The 24482-nt window shown below is 53.9% G+C and carries 21 protein-coding genes; 13 read left to right on the top strand and 8 right to left on the bottom strand.

Annotation, left to right across the window (positions count from 1 at the left end; genetic code table 11):
* Positions 1–213: 213 nt before the first annotated feature.
* From J4617_RS14750 to J4617_RS14740, 3 genes are all read left to right on the top strand, one after another.
* Positions 214–1401, top strand: a complete 1188-nt coding sequence (locus J4617_RS14750; RefSeq protein WP_001533732.1) for a sugar diacid recognition domain-containing protein — start codon at positions 214–216, stop codon at positions 1399–1401.
* 67 nt (positions 1402–1468) lie between these two features.
* Entirely contained in the window at positions 1469–2737 is a 1269-nt protein-coding gene (locus tag J4617_RS14745; RefSeq protein ID WP_000200859.1) for an SLC13 family permease, read from the top strand.
* Positions 2738–2742: 5 nt separating this feature from the next.
* Positions 2743–3882, top strand: coding sequence for a glycerate kinase (locus J4617_RS14740; protein WP_000706377.1), 1140 nt, complete (start codon positions 2743–2745; stop codon positions 3880–3882).
* A 46-nt stretch (positions 3883–3928) separates the two neighbouring features.
* Here J4617_RS14740 and bcp read toward each other — a convergent pair whose 3' ends face one another.
* Positions 3929–4399, bottom strand: coding sequence for a thioredoxin-dependent thiol peroxidase (gene bcp, locus J4617_RS14735; RefSeq protein WP_001068686.1), 471 nt, complete (start codon positions 4397–4399; stop codon positions 3929–3931).
* The gene (locus J4617_RS14730) at positions 4399–4971 is read right to left on the bottom strand and encodes a glycine cleavage system transcriptional repressor (RefSeq protein ID WP_000189061.1); all 573 of its coding nucleotides are present in this window, start codon (positions 4969–4971) and stop codon (positions 4399–4401) included. The genes bcp and J4617_RS14730 overlap by 1 nt, the downstream gene beginning before the upstream one ends.
* 145 nt (positions 4972–5116) lie before the next feature.
* On the opposite strand from J4617_RS14730, the gene dapA reads away from it, so the two are divergent.
* The 5 genes from dapA to tmcA all read left to right on the top strand — a co-directional run bounded on the left by dapA (position 5117) and on the right by tmcA (position 10962).
* Positions 5117–5995, top strand: coding sequence for a 4-hydroxy-tetrahydrodipicolinate synthase (dapA, locus tag J4617_RS14725; protein ID WP_000494019.1), 879 nt, complete (start codon positions 5117–5119; stop codon positions 5993–5995).
* Between the two features lie 16 nt (positions 5996–6011).
* The gene (gene bamC, locus J4617_RS14720) at positions 6012–7046 is read left to right on the top strand and encodes an outer membrane protein assembly factor BamC (protein ID WP_000331877.1); all 1035 of its coding nucleotides are present in this window, start codon (positions 6012–6014) and stop codon (positions 7044–7046) included.
* A gap of 174 nt (positions 7047–7220) precedes the next feature.
* On the top strand, positions 7221–7934 hold the full coding sequence (gene purC / locus J4617_RS14715) for a phosphoribosylaminoimidazolesuccinocarboxamide synthase (RefSeq protein WP_001171630.1): 714 nt from the start codon (positions 7221–7223) through the stop codon (positions 7932–7934).
* 130 nt (positions 7935–8064) lie between these two features.
* Positions 8065–8928 carry a neutral zinc metallopeptidase gene (locus tag J4617_RS14710; RefSeq protein ID WP_001267523.1) on the top strand — a complete coding sequence of 288 codons (864 nt, stop codon included), beginning with the start codon at positions 8065–8067 and terminating at the stop codon, positions 8926–8928.
* Positions 8929–8943: 15 nt separating this feature from the next.
* A complete protein-coding gene (gene tmcA / locus J4617_RS14705; RefSeq protein WP_017465492.1) occupies positions 8944–10962 on the top strand; it encodes a tRNA cytosine(34) acetyltransferase TmcA in 2019 nt (672 codons plus the stop codon).
* 26 nt (positions 10963–10988) lie between these two features.
* On the opposite strand, the gene J4617_RS14700 is transcribed toward tmcA, so the two are convergent.
* Genes J4617_RS14700 through J4617_RS14690 form a run of 3 tightly spaced genes read right to left on the bottom strand, consistent with a single transcriptional unit; the run spans position 10989 to position 12704 of the window.
* Positions 10989–11189 carry a YpfN family protein gene (locus tag J4617_RS14700; protein WP_000383839.1) on the bottom strand — a complete coding sequence of 67 codons (201 nt, stop codon included), beginning with the start codon at positions 11187–11189 and terminating at the stop codon, positions 10989–10991.
* A 27-nt stretch (positions 11190–11216) separates the two neighbouring features.
* Positions 11217–12344 (bottom strand): succinyl-diaminopimelate desuccinylase, encoded by a 1128-nt coding sequence (dapE, locus tag J4617_RS14695; protein WP_001277822.1) that lies wholly within the window; start codon positions 12342–12344, stop codon positions 11217–11219.
* 3 nt (positions 12345–12347) lie between these two features.
* Positions 12348–12704 (bottom strand): ArsC family reductase, encoded by a 357-nt coding sequence (locus J4617_RS14690; RefSeq protein WP_000631923.1) that lies wholly within the window; start codon positions 12702–12704, stop codon positions 12348–12350.
* A gap of 412 nt (positions 12705–13116) precedes the next feature.
* Between J4617_RS14690 and ypfM the strand changes: the two genes are divergently transcribed.
* Positions 13117–13176: a protein YpfM gene (ypfM, locus tag J4617_RS14685; protein WP_001386977.1), complete on the top strand. Its 60-nt coding sequence runs from the start codon at positions 13117–13119 to the stop codon at positions 13174–13176.
* A gap of 101 nt (positions 13177–13277) precedes the next feature.
* Here ypfM and acrD read toward each other — a convergent pair whose 3' ends face one another.
* Positions 13278–16391, bottom strand: a complete 3114-nt coding sequence (acrD, locus tag J4617_RS14680) for a multidrug efflux RND transporter permease AcrD (protein WP_001263077.1) — start codon at positions 16389–16391, stop codon at positions 13278–13280.
* 184 nt (positions 16392–16575) lie between these two features.
* Entirely contained in the window at positions 16576–18276 is a 1701-nt protein-coding gene (narQ, locus tag J4617_RS14675; RefSeq protein ID WP_000216817.1) for a nitrate/nitrite two-component system sensor histidine kinase NarQ, read from the bottom strand.
* A 185-nt stretch (positions 18277–18461) separates the two neighbouring features.
* Here narQ and aegA point away from each other — a divergent pair, with 185 nt between their 5' ends.
* Complete coding sequence (gene aegA, locus J4617_RS14670; RefSeq protein WP_001078920.1) at positions 18462–20423, top strand: formate-dependent uric acid utilization protein AegA; 1962 nt, start codon at positions 18462–18464, stop codon at positions 20421–20423.
* Between the two features lie 448 nt (positions 20424–20871).
* Here the strand turns inward: aegA and pbp4b are convergent, their stop codons facing one another.
* On the bottom strand, positions 20872–22170 hold the full coding sequence (pbp4b, locus tag J4617_RS14665; protein WP_208290700.1) for a penicillin binding protein PBP4B: 1299 nt from the start codon (positions 22168–22170) through the stop codon (positions 20872–20874).
* 203 nt (positions 22171–22373) lie between these two features.
* Here pbp4b and nudK point away from each other — a divergent pair, with 203 nt between their 5' ends.
* The 3 genes from nudK (at position 22374) to J4617_RS14650 (ending at position 24475) form a co-directional block, all read left to right on the top strand.
* On the top strand, positions 22374–22949 hold the full coding sequence (nudK, locus tag J4617_RS14660) for a GDP-mannose pyrophosphatase NudK (RefSeq protein ID WP_000084033.1): 576 nt from the start codon (positions 22374–22376) through the stop codon (positions 22947–22949).
* Between the two features lie 124 nt (positions 22950–23073).
* On the top strand, positions 23074–24117 hold the full coding sequence (locus tag J4617_RS14655) for a DUF1176 domain-containing protein (RefSeq protein ID WP_017465493.1): 1044 nt from the start codon (positions 23074–23076) through the stop codon (positions 24115–24117).
* A 127-nt stretch (positions 24118–24244) separates the two neighbouring features.
* Positions 24245–24475, top strand: coding sequence for a hypothetical protein (locus tag J4617_RS14650; RefSeq protein ID WP_000700635.1), 231 nt, complete (start codon positions 24245–24247; stop codon positions 24473–24475).
* The last annotated feature ends 7 nt before the right edge of the window (positions 24476–24482 follow it).

The following is a 24482-nucleotide window of genomic DNA, read 5'->3' as shown; positions in this document are numbered from 1 at the left end:
CGCCTGATGAGGGACAAGCGCTTAGAAAGCCGCTCTTTTTTTTAATGCCGCACCGTGTTGCGGCATTTTTATTGTCGGAACCTACAAAATTCTCGCTGTAAAGCCGCCAAAATTTGGTGACTTAGCCTAAGCATTCTTCTGAGAAATTCGTTAATAAGTGACATCATTGATGCGAGATTGTTTTTTTAATGTGAAGCGATAACGAAACAGGGAATGAGTGTGTTGAGAAAACATTACTTGAAAGGGTATACCGCGCGGCAAATTGTACAGCGAGCCATGAAAATTATTCCTTACTCGGTAAACGTCATGGATGAGCATGGCGTCATTATCGCGTCTGGCGAACCTTCGCGGCTTCGCCAGCGTCACGAAGGGGCCATTCTGGCGCTGAAGGAAAACCGTATTGTAGAAATTGATTCCGCTACCGCCAATCAGCTAAAAGGCGTGCGATCCGGCATTAATCTTCCCATCTCTTTTCATGAACAGCTTATCGGCGTGGTCGGCATTACCGGCGAACCGGAGGAGGTTCGCGCGTATGCCGAGCTGGTTAAAATGGCGGCGGAGCTGGTGATCGAGCATATGGTGCTGATCGAACAGCGACAGTGGGATAAACGCTATCGCGAAGAGCTGATCAACCAATTGATTTTGCGAGAAAATTCAACAGAGTCGTTGCGCTCCATGGCGGCCTATCTGGGCATTGATCTGGCGGTTCCCAGAGTGGTGCTGATTATTGAACTTTCCCAGCCGGATCGCGAAGCGTTGCGCAATGTAATGGATTATTTCGAGAATCACGCGCGCAACCATTTGGTGACGTTTACCGAATTTAATGAATTAATCATTATTAAGCCTATCACGTTAAAAGAGGGAAAGTGGAATACCCGCCAGGAAATGGGCGAATTGCAGATTTTTAAATCATGGGCTGCATCATCGGGCTTTAGCCGTATTTTGGTTGGGGGTTATTTTGCCGGCGAGACGGGATTGCACCGATCTTTGCTCACTGCGAGAGCCACGCAGGCGATGGCGAAAAGACAAAAGCTGCGCAGCCAGTACATTTTTTATCATGACCATGCGCTTCCCGCGCTGCTAAGCGGGCTGTCTGAAAGTTGGCAAGTGCAGGAGTTATCGCGTCTGTGGCTGCAACTGGCGCAACATGACGCGAAAGGCGTATTGCAACAGACGCTGCGGACTTGGTTTGAACATAATTGTGACCTGACGCAAACGGCCAAAGCATTGCATATTCATGTGAATACATTGCGCTATCGCTTACAGCGCTGTGAGGATATTACGCACATAAAAATCAACGAGTTAAAAAGTACGCTTTGGCTTTATATCGGTATGGAGCTCCAGGCCGAATCTGTACCGTCCGACAAGTTACCGCTGCCAGGTCGAATCGAAATTTGTTGAAAGCTCCAGCGGATTTTTAGGCGGGTTTTTCCATACTGCGCGCTCCATGTTAAAGGAGGCGCAGTATATGACGTCGATATCCACCCTGGGAGCCATTGCCGCATTGGTTGTGGCCATCGTATTAATTTTAAGAAAAGTGTCGCCAGCCTACGGCATGATGGCGGGCGCGCTGGTCGGCGGTTTGATTGGCGGCGCCGATCTTCTGCAAACCGTGTCGCTGATGGTGTCAGGCGCGCAGGGCATCGTTAATGCCGTATTGCGTATTCTGGCCGCAGGCGTACTGGCGGGCGTATTAATTGAGTCCGGGGCGGCGAATACGATTGCTGAGACGATTGTCCGCAAAGTGGGGGAAACCCGGGCATTATTGGCATTAGCCATTGCCACACTATGTTTGACCGCCGTCGGCGTATTTATTGATGTGGCGGTGATTACCGTCGCGCCGATTGCGCTGTCGATTGCGCGTAATGCAGGCCTGTCAAAAAGCGCTATTCTGCTGGCGATGGTTGGCGGCGGCAAAGCGGGTAACGTGATGTCACCCAACCCGAACGCTATTGCCGCCTCTGATGCGTTTCATGTTCCTCTTACCTCTATTATGCTGGCGGGCGTGGTTCCGGGCATCGTTGGGCTTATTATCGCCTATCTGTTAGCGAAACGGCTGAATAATAAAGGCGCGGGCGTCGCCGATCATGAAGTGACTCACCATGATGACTCCGTCGCCAGACCCGGCTTTCTGGTGGCGATTAGCGCGCCGCTGGTCGCTATTTTCCTGCTTTCTCTCCGTCCGTTTGCCGGCATTTCCATTGACCCGTTAATTGCCCTGCCCGTAGGGGGATTGGTCGGTCTGCTGTTGATGGGACGCGCGCGCCACTGTAACCAGTACATGGTCGCTGGTCTGATGCGTATGGCACCTGTCGCTATTATGTTGCTGGGAACCGGTACGCTGGCCGGCATTATCGCTAATTCCGAACTTAAAGATGTCCTGATTCATGGCCTCACCGCTTCGGGATTGCCGTCCTGGCTGCTGGCGCCCGTGTCTGGCGCCATGATGTCAATGGCGACGGCCTCAACCACAGCGGGAACGGCGGTGGCGTCCGGCGTTTTCTCTCCCACGTTACTTGAACTTGGCGTTTCCGCCCTGGCGGGAGCCGCTATGATCCATGCGGGCGCCACGGTGCTGGACCATCTGCCGCACGGCAGCTTTTTCCACGCGACGGGCGGCAGCGTCAATATGCAAATTCATGAACGTTTAAAGCTAATGCCGTATGAAACGCTGGTGGGGTTAGCCATTACCTTTATTTCTACTCTGATGTTCGGTTTCTTTGGTTTTGCAGGATAATCCCTATGAAAATTGTTATTGCTCCTGATTCATTTAAAGAAAGTTTGTCCGCAATGGCGGTCGCTGAGGCGATAGAAAAGGGGTTCCGCGAAATTTATCCTGACGCCGACTATGTTAAAGTGCCCATGGCGGATGGCGGGGAAGGAACCGTACAATCAATGGTGGAGGCCAGCGGCGGGCGTTATGTCGACCAGTGGGTACAAGGCCCGCTTGGGCAACCGGTGGCCGCGCGCTGGGGAATGCTGGGCGATAGCGATACCGCCGTGATTGAAATGGCGGCGGCATCCGGGCTGCATCACGTTTCGCCTGAATTGCGCAACCCGCTTAATACCACCAGCTACGGCACCGGCGAGTTAATCGTCGCGGCGCTGGAGCGTGGCGTAAAGCGTATTATTCTGGGAATTGGCGGCAGCGCGACGAATGACGGCGGCGCGGGGATGATGCAGGCGCTTGGCGTTATATTGCGCGATAAACAGGGGCGCTCGCTTTCTCCGGGCGGCGAGGCGCTGGCGGCGCTGGCCTCTATCGATCTGTCCGGTTGTCACCCATTGCTGCGTAAGGTATCGATAACCGTGGCGTGCGATGTCAACAATCCGCTGTGTGGTCCCCAGGGCGCATCGGCCATTTTTGGCCCACAAAAAGGGGCGACAGCGGAAATGGTGAACACCCTGGACGCGGCGCTGGAAAACTGGGGCCGACATATTTATCAGGCTACGGGACGTGAGGTGATTAACGCTCCCGGCGCGGGCGCGGCAGGTGGAATGGGCGCCGCGCTTTTAGGGTTGCTCAATGCGGAATTACGCGCCGGCGTAGAGATTGTCGTGGAAACGCTACAGCTTGAGCAGGCGGTTAAAGATGCCGATCTGGTGATTACCGGAGAAGGGCGGCTGGACAGCCAAAGTATTTGCGGCAAGACGCCGATTGGCGTCGCCAGAGTGGCGAAGCGGTATCATAAACCGGTTATCGCGCTCGCCGGTGGGCTGCAACACGATCATCACGTTGTGTATCAACAGGGTATCGATGCAGCGCTGTCGATTTTGTCGCATATCGTTACGCTGCCGGAAGCCTTACACGAGGCGGAATATAACCTGAGCCTGTCGGCGCGCAATGTGGCGGCGATATGGCGTCTGGCGCGGCAAGCCTGACGGCGCATTCCCTTTCCAGGCCGCACATCAGCGCGGCCTGAGGCTTTTACGCGTTTTCTTTCAGCCAGTTCAGCACCACATCATGGTGATTGCTGGTTTTAAAATCATTAAAGACGTGTTCAATCTTACCATCAGCGTCAATCAAAAAGCTGATGCGGTGAATGCCGTCATACGTTTTGCCCATAAACGACTTTTCGCCCCAGACGCCGAACTGTTCACACACCTGATGGTTTTCATCGGACAAAAGGGTAAAGTTCAGCAGCTCTTTTTCAGCGAAACGGGAGAGTTTTTCAGGTTTATCGGTGCTGATGCCCAGCACGTCCACGCCTGCTTTTTTGAGCTCGTCCATGTTATCGCGTAAGCCGCAGGCCTGCACGGTACAGCCGGGTGTCATGGCTTTTGGGTAGAAATAAACCAGAACGCGCTGTCCCTGGAAGTCGGTCAAATTTACTTGTTCCCCGTCTTGATCCGGCAAGCTAAATTTCGGTGCGATATCACCGGCTTTCAGTGGATTCATTACTTAACTCCATCCTGTTCATCATGTTGTGAGTAATTGACGACGTTTATACTGCCTTGCGCATTGAGTTCTGTACATAGTGCTTTAAAGGCTTGCTCAATATTTGCGGAATTTTGCGACGCCGGGCTATGTGCGGTGATTTGAATAAATAATTGCGCAGCTTTATCACCTTCAGCCGGCTGCGTGCGGGAGACCAGCTCCGCAATATTCATTTCATGACTATTAAACAGCGCGGTGAATCGCTCAATTAAATGCGGGGAGTCGGCGACCTCAACCTGAACCCATACCGTCGCGGGCATTGCCGGGCGGGGGCGGTCGGACGTCCGTTTCATCACAATCAGCAGATCCAGCTCCGCGCCTTTTAACGGCAATGTCGATTCAATCAAGGTAATCGCGTTCCACGTGCCGGACAACAGCATAATAAACGTGAATTCATCGCCCAGCATCGCCAGTCGGCTGTCTTCGATATTACAGCCGCAACTGCTGACATGGCGAGTAATGGTATTCACAATACCGGGCCTGTCGGCGCCCAGCGCAGTGATAACCAAATAGTGTTGTGATGACGGTGTCAAACCAGTTATTCCTTTGAGCGGTGAGGTAATCTTAAGGAAACCATAAAAAAAACCTGCATACAACAATCAGAACGGCTTTGGTCGCTTGCTTTTATTGCCATACCAAACGTACCATTGAGAGACTTGTTTGCACAGAGGATGGCCCATGTTCACGGGAAGTATTGTCGCGCTTGTTACGCCGATGGATGAGAAAGGTAACGTCAGTAGGTCTTGCCTGAAAAAACTCATTGATTATCATGTCGCCAACGGTACCTCGGCGATTGTTTCGGTTGGCACTACCGGCGAGTCTGCCACGCTAAGCCATGATGAACATGGCGATGTCGTGATGATGACGCTGGAACTGGCTGACGGACGTATTCCGGTTATCGCCGGCACGGGCGCAAACGCGACCGCGGAAGCGATTAGCCTGACGCAGCGTTTTAACGATAGCGGCATTGTTGGCTGCCTGACGGTAACGCCGTACTACAATCGCCCCACGCAGGAAGGTTTGTTCCAGCATTTCAAAGCCATCGCGGAACACACTGACTTGCCGCAAATTCTGTATAATGTGCCGTCCCGTACCGGTTGCGACATGTTGCCGGAAACCGTGGGTCGTCTGGCGGAGATAAAAAATATTATCGCTATCAAAGAGGCGACAGGGAACTTAACCCGCGTTCACCAGATCAAAGAGCTGGTTTCAGACGATTTTATTCTGCTTAGCGGTGATGACGCGTCTGCGCTGGACTTTATGCAACTGGGTGGTCATGGCGTGATTTCCGTTACGGCTAACGTAGCGGCGCGCGATATGGCTGACATGTGCAAACTGGCGGCGGAAGGGCAATTTGCCGAGGCGCGCGCTATCAACCAGCGTCTGATGCCGTTACACAACAAACTATTTGTCGAACCCAATCCTATCCCGGTGAAATGGGCATGTAAGGCATTGGGTCTTGTGGCGACCGACACGCTGCGCCTGCCAATGACGCCTATCACAGACCATGGTCGTGACATCGTCAAAGCAGCGCTTCAGCATGCTGGCCTGCTGTAAAGTTTAGGGAGATTTGATGGCTTACTCAGTACAAAAGTCGCGCCTGGCGAAGGTTGCGGGTGTTTCGCTTGTTTTGCTGCTCGCTGCCTGTAGTTCCGATTCGCGCTACAAGCGCCAGGTAAGCGGCGATGAATCCTATCTGGATGCCGCGCCGCTTGCTGAACTTCACGCCCCGGCAGGAATGATCCTGCCGATAACGACCGGCGACTACGTTATTCCGGTCACGAAGGGGAGCGGCGCGGTTGGTAAGGCGTTGGATATCCGTCCGCCAGCGCAGCCGTTAGCGTTAGTGAGCGGCGCGCGTACCCAGTTCTCTGGCGATACCGCTACGCTATTGGTGGAAAATGGTCGTAGCAGCACGCTGTGGCCGCAAGTCGTCAGCGTGATTCAGGCGAAAAATTATCCGATTGAAAAACGTGACGATGCCAGCCAGACCCTGACGACCGATTGGGTGAACTGGAACCGCCTGGATGAAGACGAACAGTATCGTGGACGTTATCAAATCTCGGTGAAGCCGCAGGGCTATCAGCAGGCGGTAACGGTAAAACTGGTTAATCTGGAACAGGCTGGCAAGCCGGTCGCTGACGCGGCGTCGCTGCAGCGCTATAGCACGGAAATGATGAACGTCATTTCCGCCGGTCTGGATAAGACCGCTACGGATGCGGCAAATGCCGCGCAGAACCGTTCCGCCGCAACGATGGATGTGCAGAGCGCCGCTGATGATACCGGTTTACCTATGCTGGTCGTTCGCGGCCCGTTCAACCTCGTGTGGCAGCGCCTCCCGGCCGCGCTGGAAAAAGTGGGCATGAAAGTCACCGACAGCACTCGCTCTCAGGGCAGCATGGCGGTAACGTACAAACCATTGTCTGACAGCGACTGGCGGGATCTGGGCGCTAGCGACCCGGGCCTGGCATCCGGAGACTATAAATTGCAGGTCGGCGATTTAGATAACCGCAGCAGCTTGCAGTTTATCGATCCTAAGGGGCATACTCTGACGCAAAGCCAGAACGACGCGCTGGTTGCCGTCTTCCAGGCAGCGTTCAACAAGTAATTTAACAGGGCTGGAGTAATCCGGCCCTTTTTTCTGATAAGATACGCAAACGTGTGCGTCGGTACAAAAACGCGATTTAACCGCTATTTCGCACCACAATTACAGGCCGACGTCTCCGGCAGGCGTAGCAGGAAATGAATACTTATCGTTAATTCACACCCAGGAGTGTTAAAGATGCAAAAGCAAGCTGAGTTGTATCGTGGTAAAGCGAAAACCGTATACAGCACGGAAAACCCGGACCTGTTGGTGCTCGAATTCCGCAATGATACGTCAGCAGGGGATGGCGCGCGCATTGAACAGTTTGATCGCAAGGGCATGGTAAATAACAAATTCAACCATTTCATTATGACCAAACTGGCCGAGGCGGGCATCCCGACCCAGATGGAACGTTTGCTGTCTGATACCGAGTGTCTGGTGAAGAAGCTGGAGATGGTGCCGGTTGAATGTGTGGTGCGCAACCGTGCGGCTGGGTCGTTGGTCAAGCGTCTGGGCGTGGAAGAAGGCATGGAGCTTAACCCGCCGATATTCGATCTGTTCCTGAAAAACGACGCGCTGCACGACCCGATGGTGAATAGTTCCTACTGTGAAACGTTCGGTTGGGTAAGTCAGGAAAATCTGGCGCGTATGAAAGAGCTAACCTACAAAGCCAACGACGTACTGAAAAAACTGTTTGATGACGCGGGTCTTATCCTGGTGGATTTCAAACTGGAGTTTGGCCTGTATAAAGGCGAAGTGGTGCTGGGCGATGAGTTTTCGCCGGACGGTAGCCGCCTGTGGGATAAAGAGACGCTGGACAAAATGGACAAAGACCGCTTCCGCCAGAGCCTGGGCGGTCTGATTGAAGCCTATGAAGCCGTCGCGCATCGCCTGGGCGTGAAATTAGATTAATTCCGCTTCTGACCGGGGGGCAACCGCTCTCCGGTATCATCCTTTCCTCATTCTGATAGCGTTTATCTGTGGTAATCCTGCGCCTGACCGCCTACGATCATCTGTATAACAAAGAGAGAATGAGGTGATTATGCGCTGGCAAGGGCGTCGTGAAAGTAACAATGTAGAGGACAGACGTAATCGGCCAGGCGGCCCCTCGCTGGGTGGCCCAGGCTTTCGTCTTCCGCGCGGAAAAGGCGGCATCATTCTGTTGGTGGTGGTGTTGGTCGCAGGGTACTATGGGGTGGATTTAACCGGTCTGTTGACCGGCCAGCCGGTTTCGCAGCAGCAGTCGACGCGTTCGATAAGCCCCAATGATGATGAAGCGGCAAAATTTACCTCGGTGATTCTGGCGACGACCGAAGATACCTGGGGTCAACTCTTTCAAAAAATGGGGCGCGGCTATCAGCAGCCAAAACTGGTGATGTACCGTGGTATGACGCGCACCGGCTGTGGTGCGGGTCAGTCCGTGATGGGGCCGTTTTACTGCCCGGCGGACGGCACCGTTTATATCGATCTCTCATTTTACGATGATATGAAAAATAAGCTGGGCGCGGACGGTGATTTTGCCCAGGGTTATGTCATCGCCCACGAAGTCGGCCACCACGTACAAAAACTGTTAGGTATTGAGCCGAAAGTACGCCAGTTGCAGCAAAACGCGTCGCAAACGGAGGTGAATCGCCTTTCGGTGCGCATGGAGCTACAGGCGGATTGCTTTGCCGGCGTGTGGGGACACAGTATGCAGCAGCAAGGCGTACTGGAGGCGGGCGATCTGGAAGAGGCGCTCAATGCCGCACAGGCTATCGGCGACGATCGCTTACAACAACAGGGGCAGGGGCGCGTCGTGCCGGATAGTTTTACCCACGGCACCTCAGAACAGCGCTACAGCTGGTTTAAGCGTGGATTTGACAGCGGTGACCCGGCGCAATGTAATACGTTTGGCAAAAACTTTTGATAAACCGGGGCAGGGATGTCTGATATCGATGCGCTACGGGCGTTAACGTCGCAAATGACACAGGAAGGTATTCGCCGTTTACTGGTCATCAGCGGCGACGCGGCGTGGTGCCGGGAGCGGGCCGAGGCGATACGCGCTGCGCTGCCCGGTGACTGGCTGTGGGTCGCGCCTGACGCGCCCGCCCAGCCGTGCTGTACGCCACAGGCGTTACAAACGCTGCTGGGCCGTGAATTCCGTCATGCGATATTTGATGCCTGGCAGGGCTTTGACGCCGCAGCGTTTGCCGCTCTGAGCGGGACCTTGCAGGCCGGAAGCTGGCTGCTTCTGCTGATGCCGCCGTACGAGACGTGGGAAAGCCGGCCTGATACCGATTCACTGCGCTGGAGCGACTGCGCGCAGCCTATCCCTACACCGCAGTTTGCACAGCATCTTAAACGGACTCTTTCCCGCGATCCGCAAACGCTGCTTTGGCGACAGCGCCAGCCGTTTTGCTGGCCATCTTATCCTTTCCGTGGACGCTGGCGACCCGCCACCGGCGAGCCGCAGCCGGAGCAGGCGGCTATCTTATCGCGTTTACGTGAAATGCCGCCCGGCGTGGCGACGGTGATTGCCCCCCGTGGGCGCGGCAAATCGGCGCTGGCCGGGCAATTCATCTCCCGGATGGCGGGCACGGCTATCGTGACCGCACCGGCGAAAACGGCAACGGATATCCTGGCAGCGTTTGCCGGTGAGCGGTTCTGCTTTATGGCGCCGGATGCGTTGCTGGCGAGCGGGGCAAGAGCCGACTGGCTGGTGGTTGACGAGGCGGCGGCAATCCCCGCGCCGCTGCTGCTGCAACTGGTTTCGCGCTTTCCCCGCATACTACTCACCACCACCGTTCAGGGCTACGAAGGCACCGGACGCGGTTTTTTACTTAAGTTTTGCGCCCGTTTTCCGCAGCTTCACCGCTTCACGCTTCGTCAGCCTGTCCGCTGGGCGCCAGAATGCCCGCTGGAAAATATCGTCAGCGAGGCGCTGATATTCGACGATGAAGCGTTTGCGCAGGCGCCACATGGCGCGATAGCAATCTCGGCTTTTTACCAGCAGGCCTGGGGGGAGACGCCCGCGTTGCCGAGGGCTGTGTATCAGTTACTGTCGGGGGCGCACTATCGTACTTCGCCGCTGGATCTGCGCCGAATGATGGATGCGCCAGGACAGCATTTCTTGCAGGCTACGGCGAATAACCGTGTGGCGGGCGCCCTCTGGCTGGTCGAAGAGGGTGGGTTATCCGCAGAACTCAGTCAGGCTGTATGGTGCGGTTTCCGGCGTCCGCGTGGAAATCTGGTGGCGCAGTCGCTGGCGGCGCACGGTAGCGACCCTTTAGCCGCGACGCTGGTTGGGCGTCGCGTAAGCCGTATCGCGGTGCACCCTGCCCGCCAGCGCGAAGGCATCGGTCAGCAGTTGATTGCCTGCGCGTGCGTACAGGCGGCGCAGTGTGATTATCTTTCCGTCAGCTTTGGCTATACGCCGGAGCTGTGGCGTTTCTGGCAACGCTGCGGCTTTGTACTGGTACGGATGGGCAACCATCGGGAGGCGAGCAGCGGTTGCTATACGGCGATGGCGTTATTGCCGCTGAGCGACGCGGGAAAACGGCTGGCGCAGCAGGAACACCGGCGTTTGCGCCGCGATGCGGACATCCTGACGCAGTGGAACGGCGAGGCGATACCGCTGGCGGCGTTAGACGAACAGGCGCTTAATGATGAAGACTGGCGTGAGCTGGTCGGCTTTGCGTTCGCGCACCGCCCGCTACTGACATCGTTAGGTTGCCTGCATCGTTTACTGCAATACAGCGCATTGCCATTACCGGCGCTGAGAGGGCGGCTGGAGGAAAAAGCCAGCGATGCCGAACTGTGCGCCCGGCTACGCATTTCAGGCCGTAAAGCTCTGCTGGCGTTGCAGCGTGCGCAGGCGGCGCAGGCGCTGATTGCGTTGGATGCCGGACGAACGCAGCGTTTACGCGACGTAATGCCCGGCGGTGGGGAGCATGCCGGATAGCGATACCTGTCCGGCATGATATCCGGTTACTTTTTCGGCTGATCTTTCTTCGGCCAGTCGTCTTCATCGTCCCACTTATCGTTAAAATCGCGATGCGGGGGCAGCTCAGGTTTATTGGCAAGGAATTTCTTATGGTCGATGCGTTTGAGATCTTTGATCACATTCAGCAGTACGCCTACCAGAAACACCAATACCAGAATCCACCAATATTTTGCCAGCCAGTCCATGCTTATTTCCTCTTACCGGAACGCTCATCAGGCGACGAGCTGTTCCATAATGCGTTGATACATACGGGCCAGTAGCTGGAGATCGGCGGCATTCACACATTCATTAATTTTATGAATGGTGGCGTTCACCGGCCCCAGTTCTACCACCTGCGCTCCCATACGGGCGATAAAACGTCCGTCGGACGTACCGCCCGTCGTCAGTAATTGCGGTTTAATTTCATTATAGTGCTCAATGGCGTTTACTACCGCGTCCACCAGCTTGCCGCGTGCGGTCAGGAACGGCTGGCCGGAAAGCCACCAGTCTACGGTATAGCGTAGCTGATGCTTCTCAAGCAGCGCATGTACCCGCTCTTTGATCATCTCATCGGTCAGTTCCGTGCTGAAACGGAAATTAAACTGCACGAACAGTTCGCCGGGAATGACATTATTGCTGCCGGTGCCTGCCTGGATATTGGCTACCTGCATACTGGTGGCCGGGAAAAAGTCATTGCCCCGATCCCACTCGATAGCGACCAGTTCATTAAGAAAAGGCGCAGCGCGATGAACAGGGTTATCCGCCAGATGCGGATAGGCGACGTGCCCCTGAACGCCATGAATAGTGAGGTTACAGGTGAGGGAACCGCGACGCCCGTTTTTGACGACATCGCCCACAATTTCGGTACTGGAGGGTTCGCCGACCAGACAGTAATCCAGCCGCTCGTGACGGGCCATCAGCGCTTCAACCACCTTTACGGTGCCATTTTTTGCGCTGGCTTCCTCATCAGAGGTAATCAAAAACGCGAGGCGGCCCCGGTGATGAGGATGCTGCGCAACAAATCGTTCAGCAGCCACCACCATGGCCGCCAGTGAACCTTTCATATCCGCCGCGCCGCGACCGAACAACATTCCGTCGCGAATCGTAGGCTCAAACGGCGGATTGATCCAGCGATCGACATCGCCTGCCGGTACGACGTCAGTATGCCCGGCGAACGCCAGCGTTTCGCCACGCCCACGCCATGCCCAAAAATTTTGCGTGTCGCCAAAATCCATATGCTCAATGGTAAAACCGATTTTACGCAGGCGTTCAATCATTAATGCCTGACAGCCTGCGTCATCCGGACTCAGGGAGGGGCGACGAATAAGTTGCTGTGTCAGCTCAATAACCGGGCACGACATAGACTACACCTCATCAAAAAACTGCTGATAACGGGATTCACTGAAACCAAGCAGCATAGGCTTCCCGGGCGCGCAGAGCAATGGGCGTTTGATGATTGCCGGCTGTTCAACCATGAGAGCAGCGGCGGAGTCGGCATCGGTAATCCCGCTGCGGTCGCCTTCATCCAGTTTGCGCCATGTTGTGCCGCGCGTATTCAGTAACGGCTGCCAGCCGAGTTCGGCAATAAAGGTATTAAGAAGAGGGAGGTCTATGCCATCCACACGGTAATCGTGAAAACGATAATCAATGCCATGCTCCTCCAGCCAACGGCGCGCTTTTTTGATCGTGTCGCAATTCTTAATGCCATAGAGGGTAATCATATTGAATCCTTTAACGCGAAATTCGAATAAATAATCAATAGTATCGTCTGCGGGATAATAAGTGTGGCTGTTAATGGTTATTTATCCAGCGCTGATCGGCAATCAATATAACATTGTTGAGTGAATGTGAATAATGATTCCAAAACGTTCCAGATGTGGCTTGTTTATAATTCGCGAGGAAAATCCTATTTTGCGCACATGCAATTGTTTGTTTTTTAATCCGATTTGATAAAGTAGTAGAAAAGGTATTAATGTTGCTAAATATTGCAGTAAGTCACATAAAATTTACGGCTACAGCGCCATAGTAATATCATAGACAGCATAACCAGAGGATATCGCAACAATCGGTTAAATGAACTTCTCTCTATACCGCTAACTACGTAGAATACCCATAATAATAAGAGAGGCTATTATGATTGAACGTGAACTGGGGAACTGGAAAGATTTTATCGAAGTCATGCTTCGTAAATAAATGCCTGGAAGGCACCGCGCTCCCATAGGGGAAAAGAAAAGGCGACTCAACGAAAGTCGCCTTTTTTGTGCCCGGCACCTCGTATCAGGCTGGCCGGGATCTTATTCCGGGCGCGGCTTCAGCGGGAAGCGGCGACGTATCAGCACGAAAAACAGGGGTACAAAGAAGATAGCCAGAACGGTTGCTGAGATCATTCCCCCCATCACGCCGGTTCCGACAGCATGTTGGCTACCCGAGCCTGCCCCGGTGCTGGTGGCCATCGGCAATACGCCAAAGATAAACGCCAGCGAAGTCATCAGTATCGGTCGCAGGCGTTGGCGGCTGGCGTACAGCGTGGCGTCTAACAGCGCGTGTCCCTTCTGATTCATTTCGTTGGCGAATTCCACAATCAGAATCGCGTTTTTCGCCGAGAGGCCGATAACGGTCAACAGCCCCACCTGGAAGTAAACATCGTTTTCCAGCCCGCGCATCCAGGTAGCGAGTAGCGCGCCGATGACGCCGAGCGGCACAACCAGCATCACCGAGAAGGGCACCGACCAGCTTTCATACAATGCCGCCAGACACAGGAAGACGACTAATAGCGAAATAGCGTACAGCGCAGGCGCCTGCGCGCCGGAGAGCCGTTCCTGGTAAGACATGGCTGTCCATTCCAGGCCAAAACCGCCCGGTAGCTGATGCACCAATGACTCCATGACATCCATTGCCGTCCCGGTACTGACCCCCGGCGCGGCCTCTCCGACAATTTCTACCGCCGAATAGCCGTTATAGCGTTCCAGACGCGGCGATCCGGTTTCCCAGCGCGAGGTGGCGAAGGCGGAGAAGGGGACCATGCCGCCGTCTTTGTTACGGACATACCAAAGATTAATATCATCCGGCAACATACGATATTTCGCTGCGGCCTGAACATAGACCTTCTTCACGCGACCCCGGTCCATAAAGTCGTTGACGTAGCTCGACCCCCAGGCTGTTTGCAGGGTGTCGTTGATATCGTCAATCGATACGCCCAGCGCCTGCGCTTTCCGTTGGTCAATATCAATTTGCAGTTGCGGGCTGTCGTCCAGGCCGTTGTGGCGCACGCGGGTCAAGGAACTGTTTTTCCCGGCCAGCTCAATGAGTTGATCTCGTGCGGCCATCAGCGCGTCATGGCCTGCTCCGGCGTGATCCTGTAATTCCATATCAAAACCGGCGGAGCTGCCCAGACCGCTAATTGCCGGCGGGCTGCTGGCGAAGACGCGAGCTTCTTTAATCTGGTTAAATGCTTTTGTCGCCCGCTCAATAATGGCGAACGAGGAGCCGGTGGTGGGATCGCGCGCGTCCCAGTCTTTCAAGCGAACAAACATGCGCGCGACGTTTTGCCCGTTCCCGCCAGGGCCGGAACCGACCGTCGAGAAGACCGACATAATGTTGTCTTTCTCATGGGTGAAGTAATAGTTTTCAACCTTTTCAACGACTTTCAGGGTCTGCTGTTGCGTAGAACCGCTCGGTAGCTGGATAGACGTAGTGAACATGCCCCGATCTTCTTGCGGTAGAAAGGAGGTGGGGAGACGCAAAAACAGGAACACCATGCCGCCAAGCAACAGAACATAAATCAGAATCCAGCGCAGGCTGCGATGCAAAATTTTCGCTACGCCTTTCTCATAACGTTCGGCATTACGATTGAAGGTACGGTTAAACCAGCCGAAAAATCCGCGTTGCCCGTGCTGCTCGCCTTTGTGCAGCGGTTTTAATAACGTTGCGCACAACGCTGGCGTCAGGATCATGGCGACCAGCACCGACAGCACCATTGCCGAGACAATGGTGATAGAAAACTGACGATAAATCGCCCCGGTGGTACCGCCAAAGAACGCCATCGGCACGAATACCGCAGACAGCACCATCGCGATACCGACCAGCGCCCCCTGGATTTGCCCCATGGATTTGCGCGTCGCTTCACGCGGCGTGAGTCCTTCTTCGCTCATGATACGTTCGACGTTTTCCACCACCACGATGGCATCGTCGACCAGGAGCCCGATTGCCAGCACCATCGCGAACATGGTTAATGTGTTAATACTGTAGCCAAACGCGTAAAGCACGGAGAAGGTGCCCATTAATACTACCGGCACGGCGATCGTCGGAATCAGCGTGGCGCGAAAGTTTTGCAGGAACAGGTACATCACCAGGAAAACCAGAGCGATAGCCTCCAGCAACGTTTTGACCACATCGATAATCGAGGCTTTGACAAAGGAGGTGGTTTCATACGCGATCTTGTATTCCAGGCCGTGGGGAAAGTACTGCGCCAGCTCGTTGAGGCGATCCAGCACCAGCTTCGCGGTCGCCATTTCATTCGCGCCGGAGGCCAGCTTAACGCCAAGACCGGAAGCCGGATTGCCGTTAAAACGGCTGAGGTAGTCATACTTTTCCGCCCCCAGCTCCACGGTGGCGACATCGCCCAGTTTGACCTCGGAACCGTCCTGATTAACGCGCAGGGTGATATCGCGAAATTGTTGCGGCGTTTGCAGCAATGACTGCGCATTAATGGTGGCGTTCAGCGCCTGCTTGTCGACCGAAGGCGTACCGCCAAGCTGCCCGACGGCGATTTGCGCATTCTGCGACTCAATTGCATCGGTCACGTCTTTCGTGGTCATCTGAAAACTATTCAATTTGGCCGGATCGAGCCAGATACGCATAGAGTACTGTGAACCATAAGCGTCAATATCGCCCACGCCGTTGACGCGGCTGAGCGGGTCCTGAATATTACTGGCGACGTAGTCGGCGATATCCTGCTTGTCCATAGAACCGTCGGTAGAGACGAAAGCGATGGTCAAAATATTGGTATCGCCCGTTTTGCGTACCGTGACGCCTTGATCCTGTACCGCCTGCGGCAGTTTACGCATCGCGGACTGTAACTGGTTTTGCACCTGCTGAACCGCCTCATCAGGATCGGTTCCCGCAATAAAGCTCAGGGTGATGGTCGCCTGTCCGGTTCCGCTGCTTTGTGATGACATGTACATCAGATTATCGAGGCCCGTCATATTCTGCTCAATAACCTGGGTTACGGTATTTTCCAGCGTTTGCGCTGACGCTCCCGGATAATTCGCGGTAATACGTACGTTGGGCGGCGCCAGATCGGGATATTGTTCAACAGGTAAAGAAAAAATGGCTAACGCCCCTGTCAGACACAACAGGATAGCCAGCACCCAGGCAAAAATGGGGCGATCGATAAAAAAATTCGCCATTAAAGGGGAACCTCGTGTTTCTACATATCGTTATAGATTTGAACTGCTTCACTGTAGCGGCAAGCTACGAGCCAAACGTGGAGAAATAAAGGAGATAATGTAAATTATCATGCGCTTTTACAGCATACTTTTTGTGCCAACGCCGGAAAGCCTGACATCTGGCCTTCCGGTGATTTGCCGTTCTTTACGTTAACTGACTCTCTTCCTTGTTGGAGGAGCGAAAACTGATACTGACCAGCGTGCCGCCGCCGGAGGGTTGCGAAAAATTCAGCGTGCCGCCAAGCCGCTCCGCGCGCTCACGCATTATATTCAGACCATAGTGTCCGGCAGGCTCATGCGGTTCGCCGATACCAATGCCATTATCGCGAATATAAACGGTATGATCGCCGTCAGGCGCGGTGACGCAGCTCACGGCGATTTCGCTCGCGTTGGCGTGTTTAATGGCGTTCAGGACCGCTTCACGCACAATTTGCAATAAATGCACCTGCATTTGCGCATCCAGCGCCAGCGTGGGTAAACGGCAATCCAACGTGAGTTTGGCCGGAGTCTGACTCTGTAAATCTTCCAGCATCTCATGCAATGCGGAGGGTAAATCGGCCTGCTGTAACGTCAGACGGAACGTGGTGAGTAACTCCCGAAGCTGACGGTAGGCGTCGTTCAGCGCTCTGGAGAAATCCGCCATGATGCTTTGCGCGCCGGCGTTATCTTCTGGAATGGCGCGCTTCAAAAGCGTTAACTGAATACGTAAATAAGAAAGTACCTGCGCCAGCGAATCGTGTAGCTCACGGGCAATCGTCGCGCGTTCTTCCATTAACAAAAGTTGCTGGAAGTGTTTTTGCGCCTGATTAAAGTACAAACCACGCCCCAGCATCGTGGAGACGCTGTTCAGCAGCGGCGTAGAGGCATTAACGTTGGGGCTTTGCCAGTGGAGTTCGCCATAGACCGTGTCCTGCATCGTCACTGGCAGCATTTGCATCGGCAGGTCGGGGCTTTGCGTGCCTTCGCTAATCCGCCAGTTATCGCCCACGGTTAACTCCAGATACCAGGCGGCGTCATGTTCACGGACAATTTGCAAAATATGGCGAAAACAGTGGACATCGATTTGGCTGGTATTCAGCGCTTGGGAGCACTGGTATAACACCTCCAGGCGGCGATGCGCTTCGTGCAGATCGTGCGTTTTTTCTTCCACCGAGGCTTCCAGCGAACGGTAAAGTTTATGCAGCTCGCTCGACATCTGGCTAAACGTTTTCGCCAACAATCCCAGCTCATTGGGTAAGCTGGTATCCAGCGGCAGCGGGGCGAACTGACCATGTTCAATTCGCTGACTGGCGGTGACCAGTTGATTCAGCGGGCGAACGACCTGCTGGCGAATACGTCGTAGGGTAAAAAAGACCAGCGTAAATATGCCGATACCGCCCGCCAGCGATATGGCGACGACCAGCATGACTTTACGCTCGGCGTAATGCTGTAATGCCAGAACGAAGAGATCAATTTGATTGACGTAATTGTTGATATTGGTCTGATACCAGGCAATGTCGCCGTCCTGTAGGCGGCTATTCATCTCCAGCCAGTTGGCGTGCAGGCGCGCGTAGCGAGTTTTTACCGCCTGCGGCACATACCAGGCGTTGAGATTTTGCAGTACCGGCGAGTTGAGCGCGTGCTGGAAAAGTTGACGATGCGCATTAATCTGCGGGCTACGGCTTTGCAGATCGTAACCCAGCCGATAGCTCTGCATTCGTAGCGAACCGGCGATATTGATCGCTTCGGCATCCCGTAAACTGCTGGTCAGCGTCAGTAATGCGCTGCCGGTGGACAGAATAGACAACAGCACAATATAGAAAAAAGCCTTAGCCAGACTGGCCGAGACCGGGCGTTTAACCGTCACACTGGTACTCCCCGCATTTAGCTGAACCGCAATTTCATTTGCTTTGAAATAAATTGATCTGCCACAGGTTCTGGACAGATAGTTGTGCTTCCTGGGCAGATGAACATTGCCGACCCCGCCTTCGTCAGTTAATAACAATGCTCATATAAAGAATAAGGTTTTTGCAACCAAAACAGAAGGACGCCATGAATCGTTTTATTATGGCCAATAGCCAGCAGTGTCTGGGATGCCATGCCTGCGAGGTCGCCTGCGTAATGGCTCACAATGATGAGCGACATGTCCTGACGCCACAGCGCTATCAGCCCCGAATTACTGTCATCAAACATCAGCACCAGCGCAGCGCGGTCACATGTCACCATTGCGAAGATGCGCCCTGCGCCCGTAGCTGTCCGAACGGCGCGATCGCGCATATTAACGACAGCGTGCAGGTCAATGCGCAGAAGTGCATCGGCTGTAAATCCTGCGTCGTCGCCTGCCCATTCGGCACCATGCAGATGGTATTGACGCCCGTCGCGCCAAACCAGTTCAAAGCCAGCGCGCATAAATGCGATCTGTGTCAGGGACGTGAACAGGGTCCGGCCTGTGTGGAAAATTGCCCGGCGGATGCGCTGCAACTGGTCACCGAAGACTCGTTGACCCGTCTGGCTAAAACGCGACGGCTGCGTACCGCCCGGCAGGAGATTCGCCCCTGGCATACCGTGGATACACAACACAGTGGGACAGCAAGCAGCAAAGTCGAGCGTATGCAGGCGACGCCGCCGCGCGGCGAACCGGATAAACTGGCGATTGAAGCGCGTAAAACCACCTTTGAGGAAATTTATCTGCCGTTTCGCGCCGCGCAGGCCGAGCGTGAAGCGTCCCGCTGCCTCACATGCGGGGAACACAGTATCTGCGAATGGACCTGTCCGCTGCATAACCATATTCCCCAGTGGATCGAACTGGTGAAAGCCGGCGATATTGATGCGGCGGTAGAGCTTTCTCACCAGACCAACTGCCTGCCGGAAATTACCGGGCGCGTTTGTCCGCAGGACCGGTTATGTGAAGGCGCGTGTACACTCCGCGATGAGTATGGCGCGGTTACCATCGGCAACATTGAGCGCTATATCTCCGATCGCGCTCTGAGCAAAGGCTGGCGTCCCGACCTGTCGGACGTACAGAAGAGCGATAAGCGCGTGGCGATTATCGGCGCGGGGCCGGCAGGTCTTGCCTGCGCTGACGTGCTGGCGCGCCATGGCGTAAGCGCCACCGTCTACGATCGCCATCCGGAAATCGGCGGTTTGCTCACCTTTGGTATTCCGGCTTTCAAACTGGATAAATCTCTGCTGGCGCGCCGTCGGGAGATCTTCAGCGCGATGGGGATTCGTTTCGAGCTTAACTGCGAAGTAGGGAAAGATATTTCTCTGGAGACGCTGCTGGAGAGTTATGACGCCGTCTTTGTCGGGGTAGGAACCTATCGTTCCATGAAGGCTGATTTACCGAATGAAGACGCGCCGGGGGTATATGATGCGTTGCCATTCCTCATCGCCAATACCAAACAGGTGATGGGGCTTCCGGCGTTGCCTGACGAGCCGTTTATTGATACTGCGGGCCTTAACGTGGTTGTGCTGGGCGGCGGTGACACCGCAATGGACTGCGTACGTACGGCGCTGCGTCATGGCGCTGCTAACGTCACCTGCGCTTATCGCCGCGATGAGGCCAATATGCCGGGGTCGAAAAAAGAGGTGAAAAACGCGCGGGAAGAGGGCGCGAACTTTGAATTTAACGTTCAGCCGGTTGAGTTGGTGCTGGATACGCATGGGCGCGCCAGCGGTATTCGCTTTTTGCGTACGCGGCTTGGCGAACCGGATGGGCAGGGGCGACGCCGCCCGGTACCTGTACCGGACAGCGAGTTCGTGATGCCGGCGGATGCGGTCATTATGGCGTTTGGTTTTCATCCGCATGGTATGTCGTGGCTGGAATCGCATGGCGTGAAGGTGGATAACTGGGGACGTATTGCCGCCAGCGTCGAGAGCGAGTTTCGTTACCAGACGTCCAACCCGAAAATCTTCGCCGGCGGCGATGCGGTGCGTGGCGCCGATCTGGTGGTGACAGCGATGGCAGAAGGCCGACATGCCGCACAGGGGATACTCGACTGGTTAGCTAAATAAGCGTATTTGTAGGCCGGTTAAGGCCTGGAACGGTTAAATGATTGAGTGATAAAAAATCTTAAACTTATTGGCTAACCTTACTCCGTTTGCAGAAATGTTGACGCTCGCAGGGCTGAACGCCCTGCGATAAACATTTTCCCGTCGGGTCGACGTTTAACAGGCCTGATGAGGCCAATCTTAGTATTGAAAATAGAGTGTAAATTGAAGGAAGGGACGCTATCAGAATCCCTTCTTAGAGCCTATCCCATTAGGGCTATTTTACTTGCCATTTTGGACCTGGGCAGTGCTCGCCAAAACGCATTAGCGTTTTGAACGCCGCTTGCGGCGGCCCGAAGGGCGAGCGTAGCGAGTCAAACCTCACGTACTACGTGTACGCTCCGGTTTTTGCGCGCTGTCCGTGTCCAAACTGGCTGCGCCAATAACGCCTACAGAGATAGGCTCTTAATTTTTATTTTAAGGAACCATATATCTGGTCAACAATCCAGCCATACGTCGCCGCAGGTAATAATCCACTGACAAAAACATTCGGATTCACTTTAGGATTTGCTACCGGCGAGTGCGGCCTGTTACCTAAAATCACAATCGCCATATGATTAACCGGATCGATAGACGTCAGCGTTCCGGTCCATCCGGTATGTCCATACGTTTGCGGACTGGCTAATACCCCGAACGTGGGGGTCATTGAGGCGTTGCCGTTAACGCGCCACCCCAGACCAAAGGTAGCGTCTTCTGGCGAGCGGCGAGTAAACTGCGCAACCGTTTTGTCGTCGAATAGCTTCACGTTACCGTAGCCGCCCCCATTGAGCATGATTTGCATTAACACAGCCATATCATGGGTGTCAGAAAACAGTCCGGCGTGTCCTGAAACGCCGCCCATTGAGTACCAGGCTTTTTCGTCATGCACCTGGCCCCATAGTGTATTGGTGCGAATATTGGGGAAATGAATCACGCCGTCACGCGTATTGCCGTGTAGTTCCGTTGCGGCGATTTGCGGCGGCGTGAAGCCTTTCATCAGCGGGTTAAAGACGGTATGTTTTAATCCGAGCGGTTTATAAATGGTGGTTTCGACGTAGCGATCTAATGGCATTGCCGTTATCGATTCAATGATAAAACCAAGAATCATATAATCCACGTCGCTGTAGATATGCTTCGACCCAGGTTGATATTCCAGCGGTGTCTTTTTAATCATCTCCAGAGTAGTGCTTTTACTCTGTGAAAATAATTTACCGGCGACGTTTTTATTGGGATATTGTGGGTCGGCAGGAAAGCCCGCGACGTGATGAAGAATATCAATAATGCGGAGTTTATCTTTGCCTTTTATTTTATCCCCAGGCATATCCTTAAAGCCGGGGATATATTTTGATACCAAATCATTGACATCTATTTTTCCTTCATACACTAGTTTTTGCAATGCGAAATTAGTGGCATACATTTTTGTGTTTGAAGCCAGGTCATACATCGTGTTAGTGGTCGCCCGAATGGGATGGGCTAACAGCGTGGAACCGTCATATTTTTTGGCATAGCCCCAGGCTTTTTGTAGAACAATATGATTATCTTTTATCACCAGAAGATTGATGCTGGGATATCCGGCATCAATTTGATTTTGAATCCAGCCATCAAGTCGGTGAAGTTTTTGGCTATCAAACCCCACCTGATCAGGGCTCGCGGTGGTCAATACCGGATACTCAACGGCAAAAGCTGAAAGGGAAAACGTCAGTAGAACCGTCGCAACGAGAGTAAATTTCATGATGATTCCCTCAGTCTCACTCCGGCCGTCAAATCATATCGCGAGCATGGACTCTGCGGCCCGGAGAAGCAGAATATGGTCATGGCAGTGACAGAAAAATATGGCTGTACGTCCGTTCAGTCGGCATTAAGGATTAACCCTTCAGCAGACAAAACCGACCTCACGGCGTAATATTAATGCTCTTTTTACACCCTGGAGCCAGCATGTCGCAAACCATTACGCTTATTAAGGATAAAATTCTTTCTGATAATTATTTTACTCTGCGCAACATTACCTATGACCTGACCCGTCGTAATGGCGAGGTTATCCGTCACAAGCGTGAGGTTTACGATCGCGGGAATGGCGCAACCATTCTGCTTTACAACTCAACTAAAAAAACCGTGCTTCTGGTTCGCCAGTTTCGCGTGGCGACATGGGTCAACGGTAATCAAGACGGTATGTTAATTGAAACCTGCGCTGGCCTGCTTGATAACGACGAGCCGGAGGTCTGTATCCGTAAAGAGGCCATTGAAGAGACAGGGTATGACGTTGGCGAGGTACGCAAGATATTTGAGCTGTATATGTCGCCAGGCGGCGTCACGGAGCTGATTCATTTCTTCATTGCCGAATATCATGATAGCGAGCGCGCCAGCATCGGCGGCGGCGTGGAGGACGAAGAGATTGAGGTGCTTGAACTGCCCTTTTCCCGGGCGCTGGAAATGGTGCGCTCAGGCGAGATTCGGGACGGTAAGACCGTGTTATTGCTTAACTATTTACAGACGTCTCATCTAATGGACTGAAAAAAAAGAAATATATTTCTTTACACAAAAAAGACCAATCCGATAAATCTGATTGAGAACCCTGATGCGCGCAAGGAAGATACCGCCTTAGCTGTGTTGTTCTGAATCTGGGGTTGTTCCGTTCATGCGCTACCGCGTTATTCTTTTTTGTCTGTTTGGCCTGTTGCCGGTCCAGCTACTGTGGGCTGCGCCAGCGCAACGGACTTTTTCCGACTGGCAGGTCACCTGCAATAACCAAAATTTTTGCGTAGCGCGCAATACTGGCGAACATCATGGGCTGGTGATGACATTAAGCCGCAGCGCCGGGGCGCGTACCGATGCGGTACTGCGTATCGATCGTGGCGGTTTGGCGCCGCCCGACGCTAAAGAAGCCGCAATTGCGCCTCGCTTATTGCTGGATGGCAAACCGCTTTCGTTCAACAGTCCACACTGGCGCGTGTCGCCCTGGCATCTCATGACCGGCGATCCTGCCACCATCACCGCATTTTTACAGACGATTCAGGATGCGCAGGCTATCACCTTAAAAAACGGCGTTCAGACGCTTTCGCTGGCGGGATTAAAAGCGGCATTACTGTTTATCGACGCGCAACAAAAACGTGTGGGCAGCGAAACCGCCTGGATTGAAAAAGGAAACGAACCGCCGCTCAGCGTGCCCCCGGCACCGGCATTAAAGGGGATCGCCGTGATTAATCCAACGCCCGTACCGCTGAGTGAGGAAGAACGCGGCGATCTGCTGGACTACGCAGCATGGCGGGTAAACGGCATTCGTTGTTCGCTTGACCCTCTGCGTCGCGAGACGCAGGTCAGCGCGTTGACGGATGATAAAGCGTTATTGATTGTTAACTGCGAAGCCGGCGCCTATAACACTATTGATCTCGCCTGGGTAGTTTCACGCAAAAAAACGCTCGTCTCGCGCGCCGTACGTTTGCGGCTGCCGTTTAATCGCGGCGTCGAAAGTAATGACATGGAGTTGATGAACGCCTTCTTTGACGAGAAAACGCGCGAGCTGGTGACGTTGGCGAAAGGGCGGGGGTTAACCGACTGCGGTGTCCAGACGCGCTGGCGTTATGATGGCGATCGTTTTCGTCTGGTGCGTTATGCCGAAGAACCGAGCTGCGATAACTGGCACGGGCCGGATGCCTGGCCTACGCTGTGGATCACGCGTTGAATCCTGGTTGTTATCCCCTTTTCAGAATAGGGATACACCTATTGAGGTTTCATTTATGGTATAGAGATTGCTACGTTACGGTAGGATTGTTACTTTACCCGAGAGCCTCACCACAGCAGGAAATAGTATGAAAATAAATAATGGCCCCGTATTATGCCCCCATTGTGGCTGCCTGAGCGCTTATTATGAAATAGATCGGCTGGCGGCGATAAGAGAGAAAGTGAATAAAGAAGGCGGATCAGCGGCATGGGATTCAACATTACAGGCGCATAAAAAAAAGGCCTTTTGCCTGATGTGCCATAAATCCATTGATGAGGTCGTCATCGGGCAGTCAGATGCGCCTGAGTCTACGAAGTAATTTTGCA

The organism is Salmonella sp. 32010601201800023SM (genome assembly GCF_017572235.1).
GTDB lineage: Bacteria > Pseudomonadota > Gammaproteobacteria > Enterobacterales > Enterobacteriaceae > Salmonella > Salmonella enterica.
Note: the sequence above shows the minus strand (reverse complement) of the source record. Positions and strands in the feature narration are given on the sequence as shown.

What these genes read in the sequence shown, in the direction of transcription:
- J4617_RS14750 (WP_001533732.1), top strand. Translation starts at nt 214, where the DNA reads ATGAGTGTGTTGAGAAAACATTACTTGAAAGGGTATACCGCGCGGCAA.
- J4617_RS14745 (WP_000200859.1), top strand. Translation starts at nt 1,469, where the DNA reads ATGACGTCGATATCCACCCTGGGAGCCATTGCCGCATTGGTTGTGGCC.
- J4617_RS14740 (WP_000706377.1), top strand. Translation starts at nt 2,743, where the DNA reads ATGAAAATTGTTATTGCTCCTGATTCATTTAAAGAAAGTTTGTCCGCA.
- bcp (WP_001068686.1), bottom strand. Translation starts at nt 4,399, where the DNA reads ATGAATCCACTGAAAGCCGGTGATATCGCACCGAAATTTAGCTTGCCG.
- dapA (WP_000494019.1), top strand. Translation starts at nt 5,117, where the DNA reads ATGTTCACGGGAAGTATTGTCGCGCTTGTTACGCCGATGGATGAGAAA.
- bamC (WP_000331877.1), top strand. Translation starts at nt 6,012, where the DNA reads ATGGCTTACTCAGTACAAAAGTCGCGCCTGGCGAAGGTTGCGGGTGTT.
- purC (WP_001171630.1), top strand. Translation starts at nt 7,221, where the DNA reads ATGCAAAAGCAAGCTGAGTTGTATCGTGGTAAAGCGAAAACCGTATAC.
- J4617_RS14710 (WP_001267523.1), top strand. Translation starts at nt 8,065, where the DNA reads ATGCGCTGGCAAGGGCGTCGTGAAAGTAACAATGTAGAGGACAGACGT.
- tmcA (WP_017465492.1), top strand. Translation starts at nt 8,944, where the DNA reads ATGTCTGATATCGATGCGCTACGGGCGTTAACGTCGCAAATGACACAG.
- J4617_RS14700 (WP_000383839.1), bottom strand. Translation starts at nt 11,189, where the DNA reads ATGGACTGGCTGGCAAAATATTGGTGGATTCTGGTATTGGTGTTTCTG.
- dapE (WP_001277822.1), bottom strand. Translation starts at nt 12,344, where the DNA reads ATGTCGTGCCCGGTTATTGAGCTGACACAGCAACTTATTCGTCGCCCC.
- J4617_RS14690 (WP_000631923.1), bottom strand. Translation starts at nt 12,704, where the DNA reads ATGATTACCCTCTATGGCATTAAGAATTGCGACACGATCAAAAAAGCG.
- acrD (WP_001263077.1), bottom strand. Translation starts at nt 16,391, where the DNA reads ATGGCGAATTTTTTTATCGATCGCCCCATTTTTGCCTGGGTGCTGGCT.
- aegA (WP_001078920.1), top strand. Translation starts at nt 18,462, where the DNA reads ATGAATCGTTTTATTATGGCCAATAGCCAGCAGTGTCTGGGATGCCAT.
- pbp4b (WP_208290700.1), bottom strand. Translation starts at nt 22,170, where the DNA reads ATGAAATTTACTCTCGTTGCGACGGTTCTACTGACGTTTTCCCTTTCA.
- nudK (WP_000084033.1), top strand. Translation starts at nt 22,374, where the DNA reads ATGTCGCAAACCATTACGCTTATTAAGGATAAAATTCTTTCTGATAAT.
- J4617_RS14655 (WP_017465493.1), top strand. Translation starts at nt 23,074, where the DNA reads ATGCGCTACCGCGTTATTCTTTTTTGTCTGTTTGGCCTGTTGCCGGTC.
- J4617_RS14650 (WP_000700635.1), top strand. Translation starts at nt 24,245, where the DNA reads ATGAAAATAAATAATGGCCCCGTATTATGCCCCCATTGTGGCTGCCTG.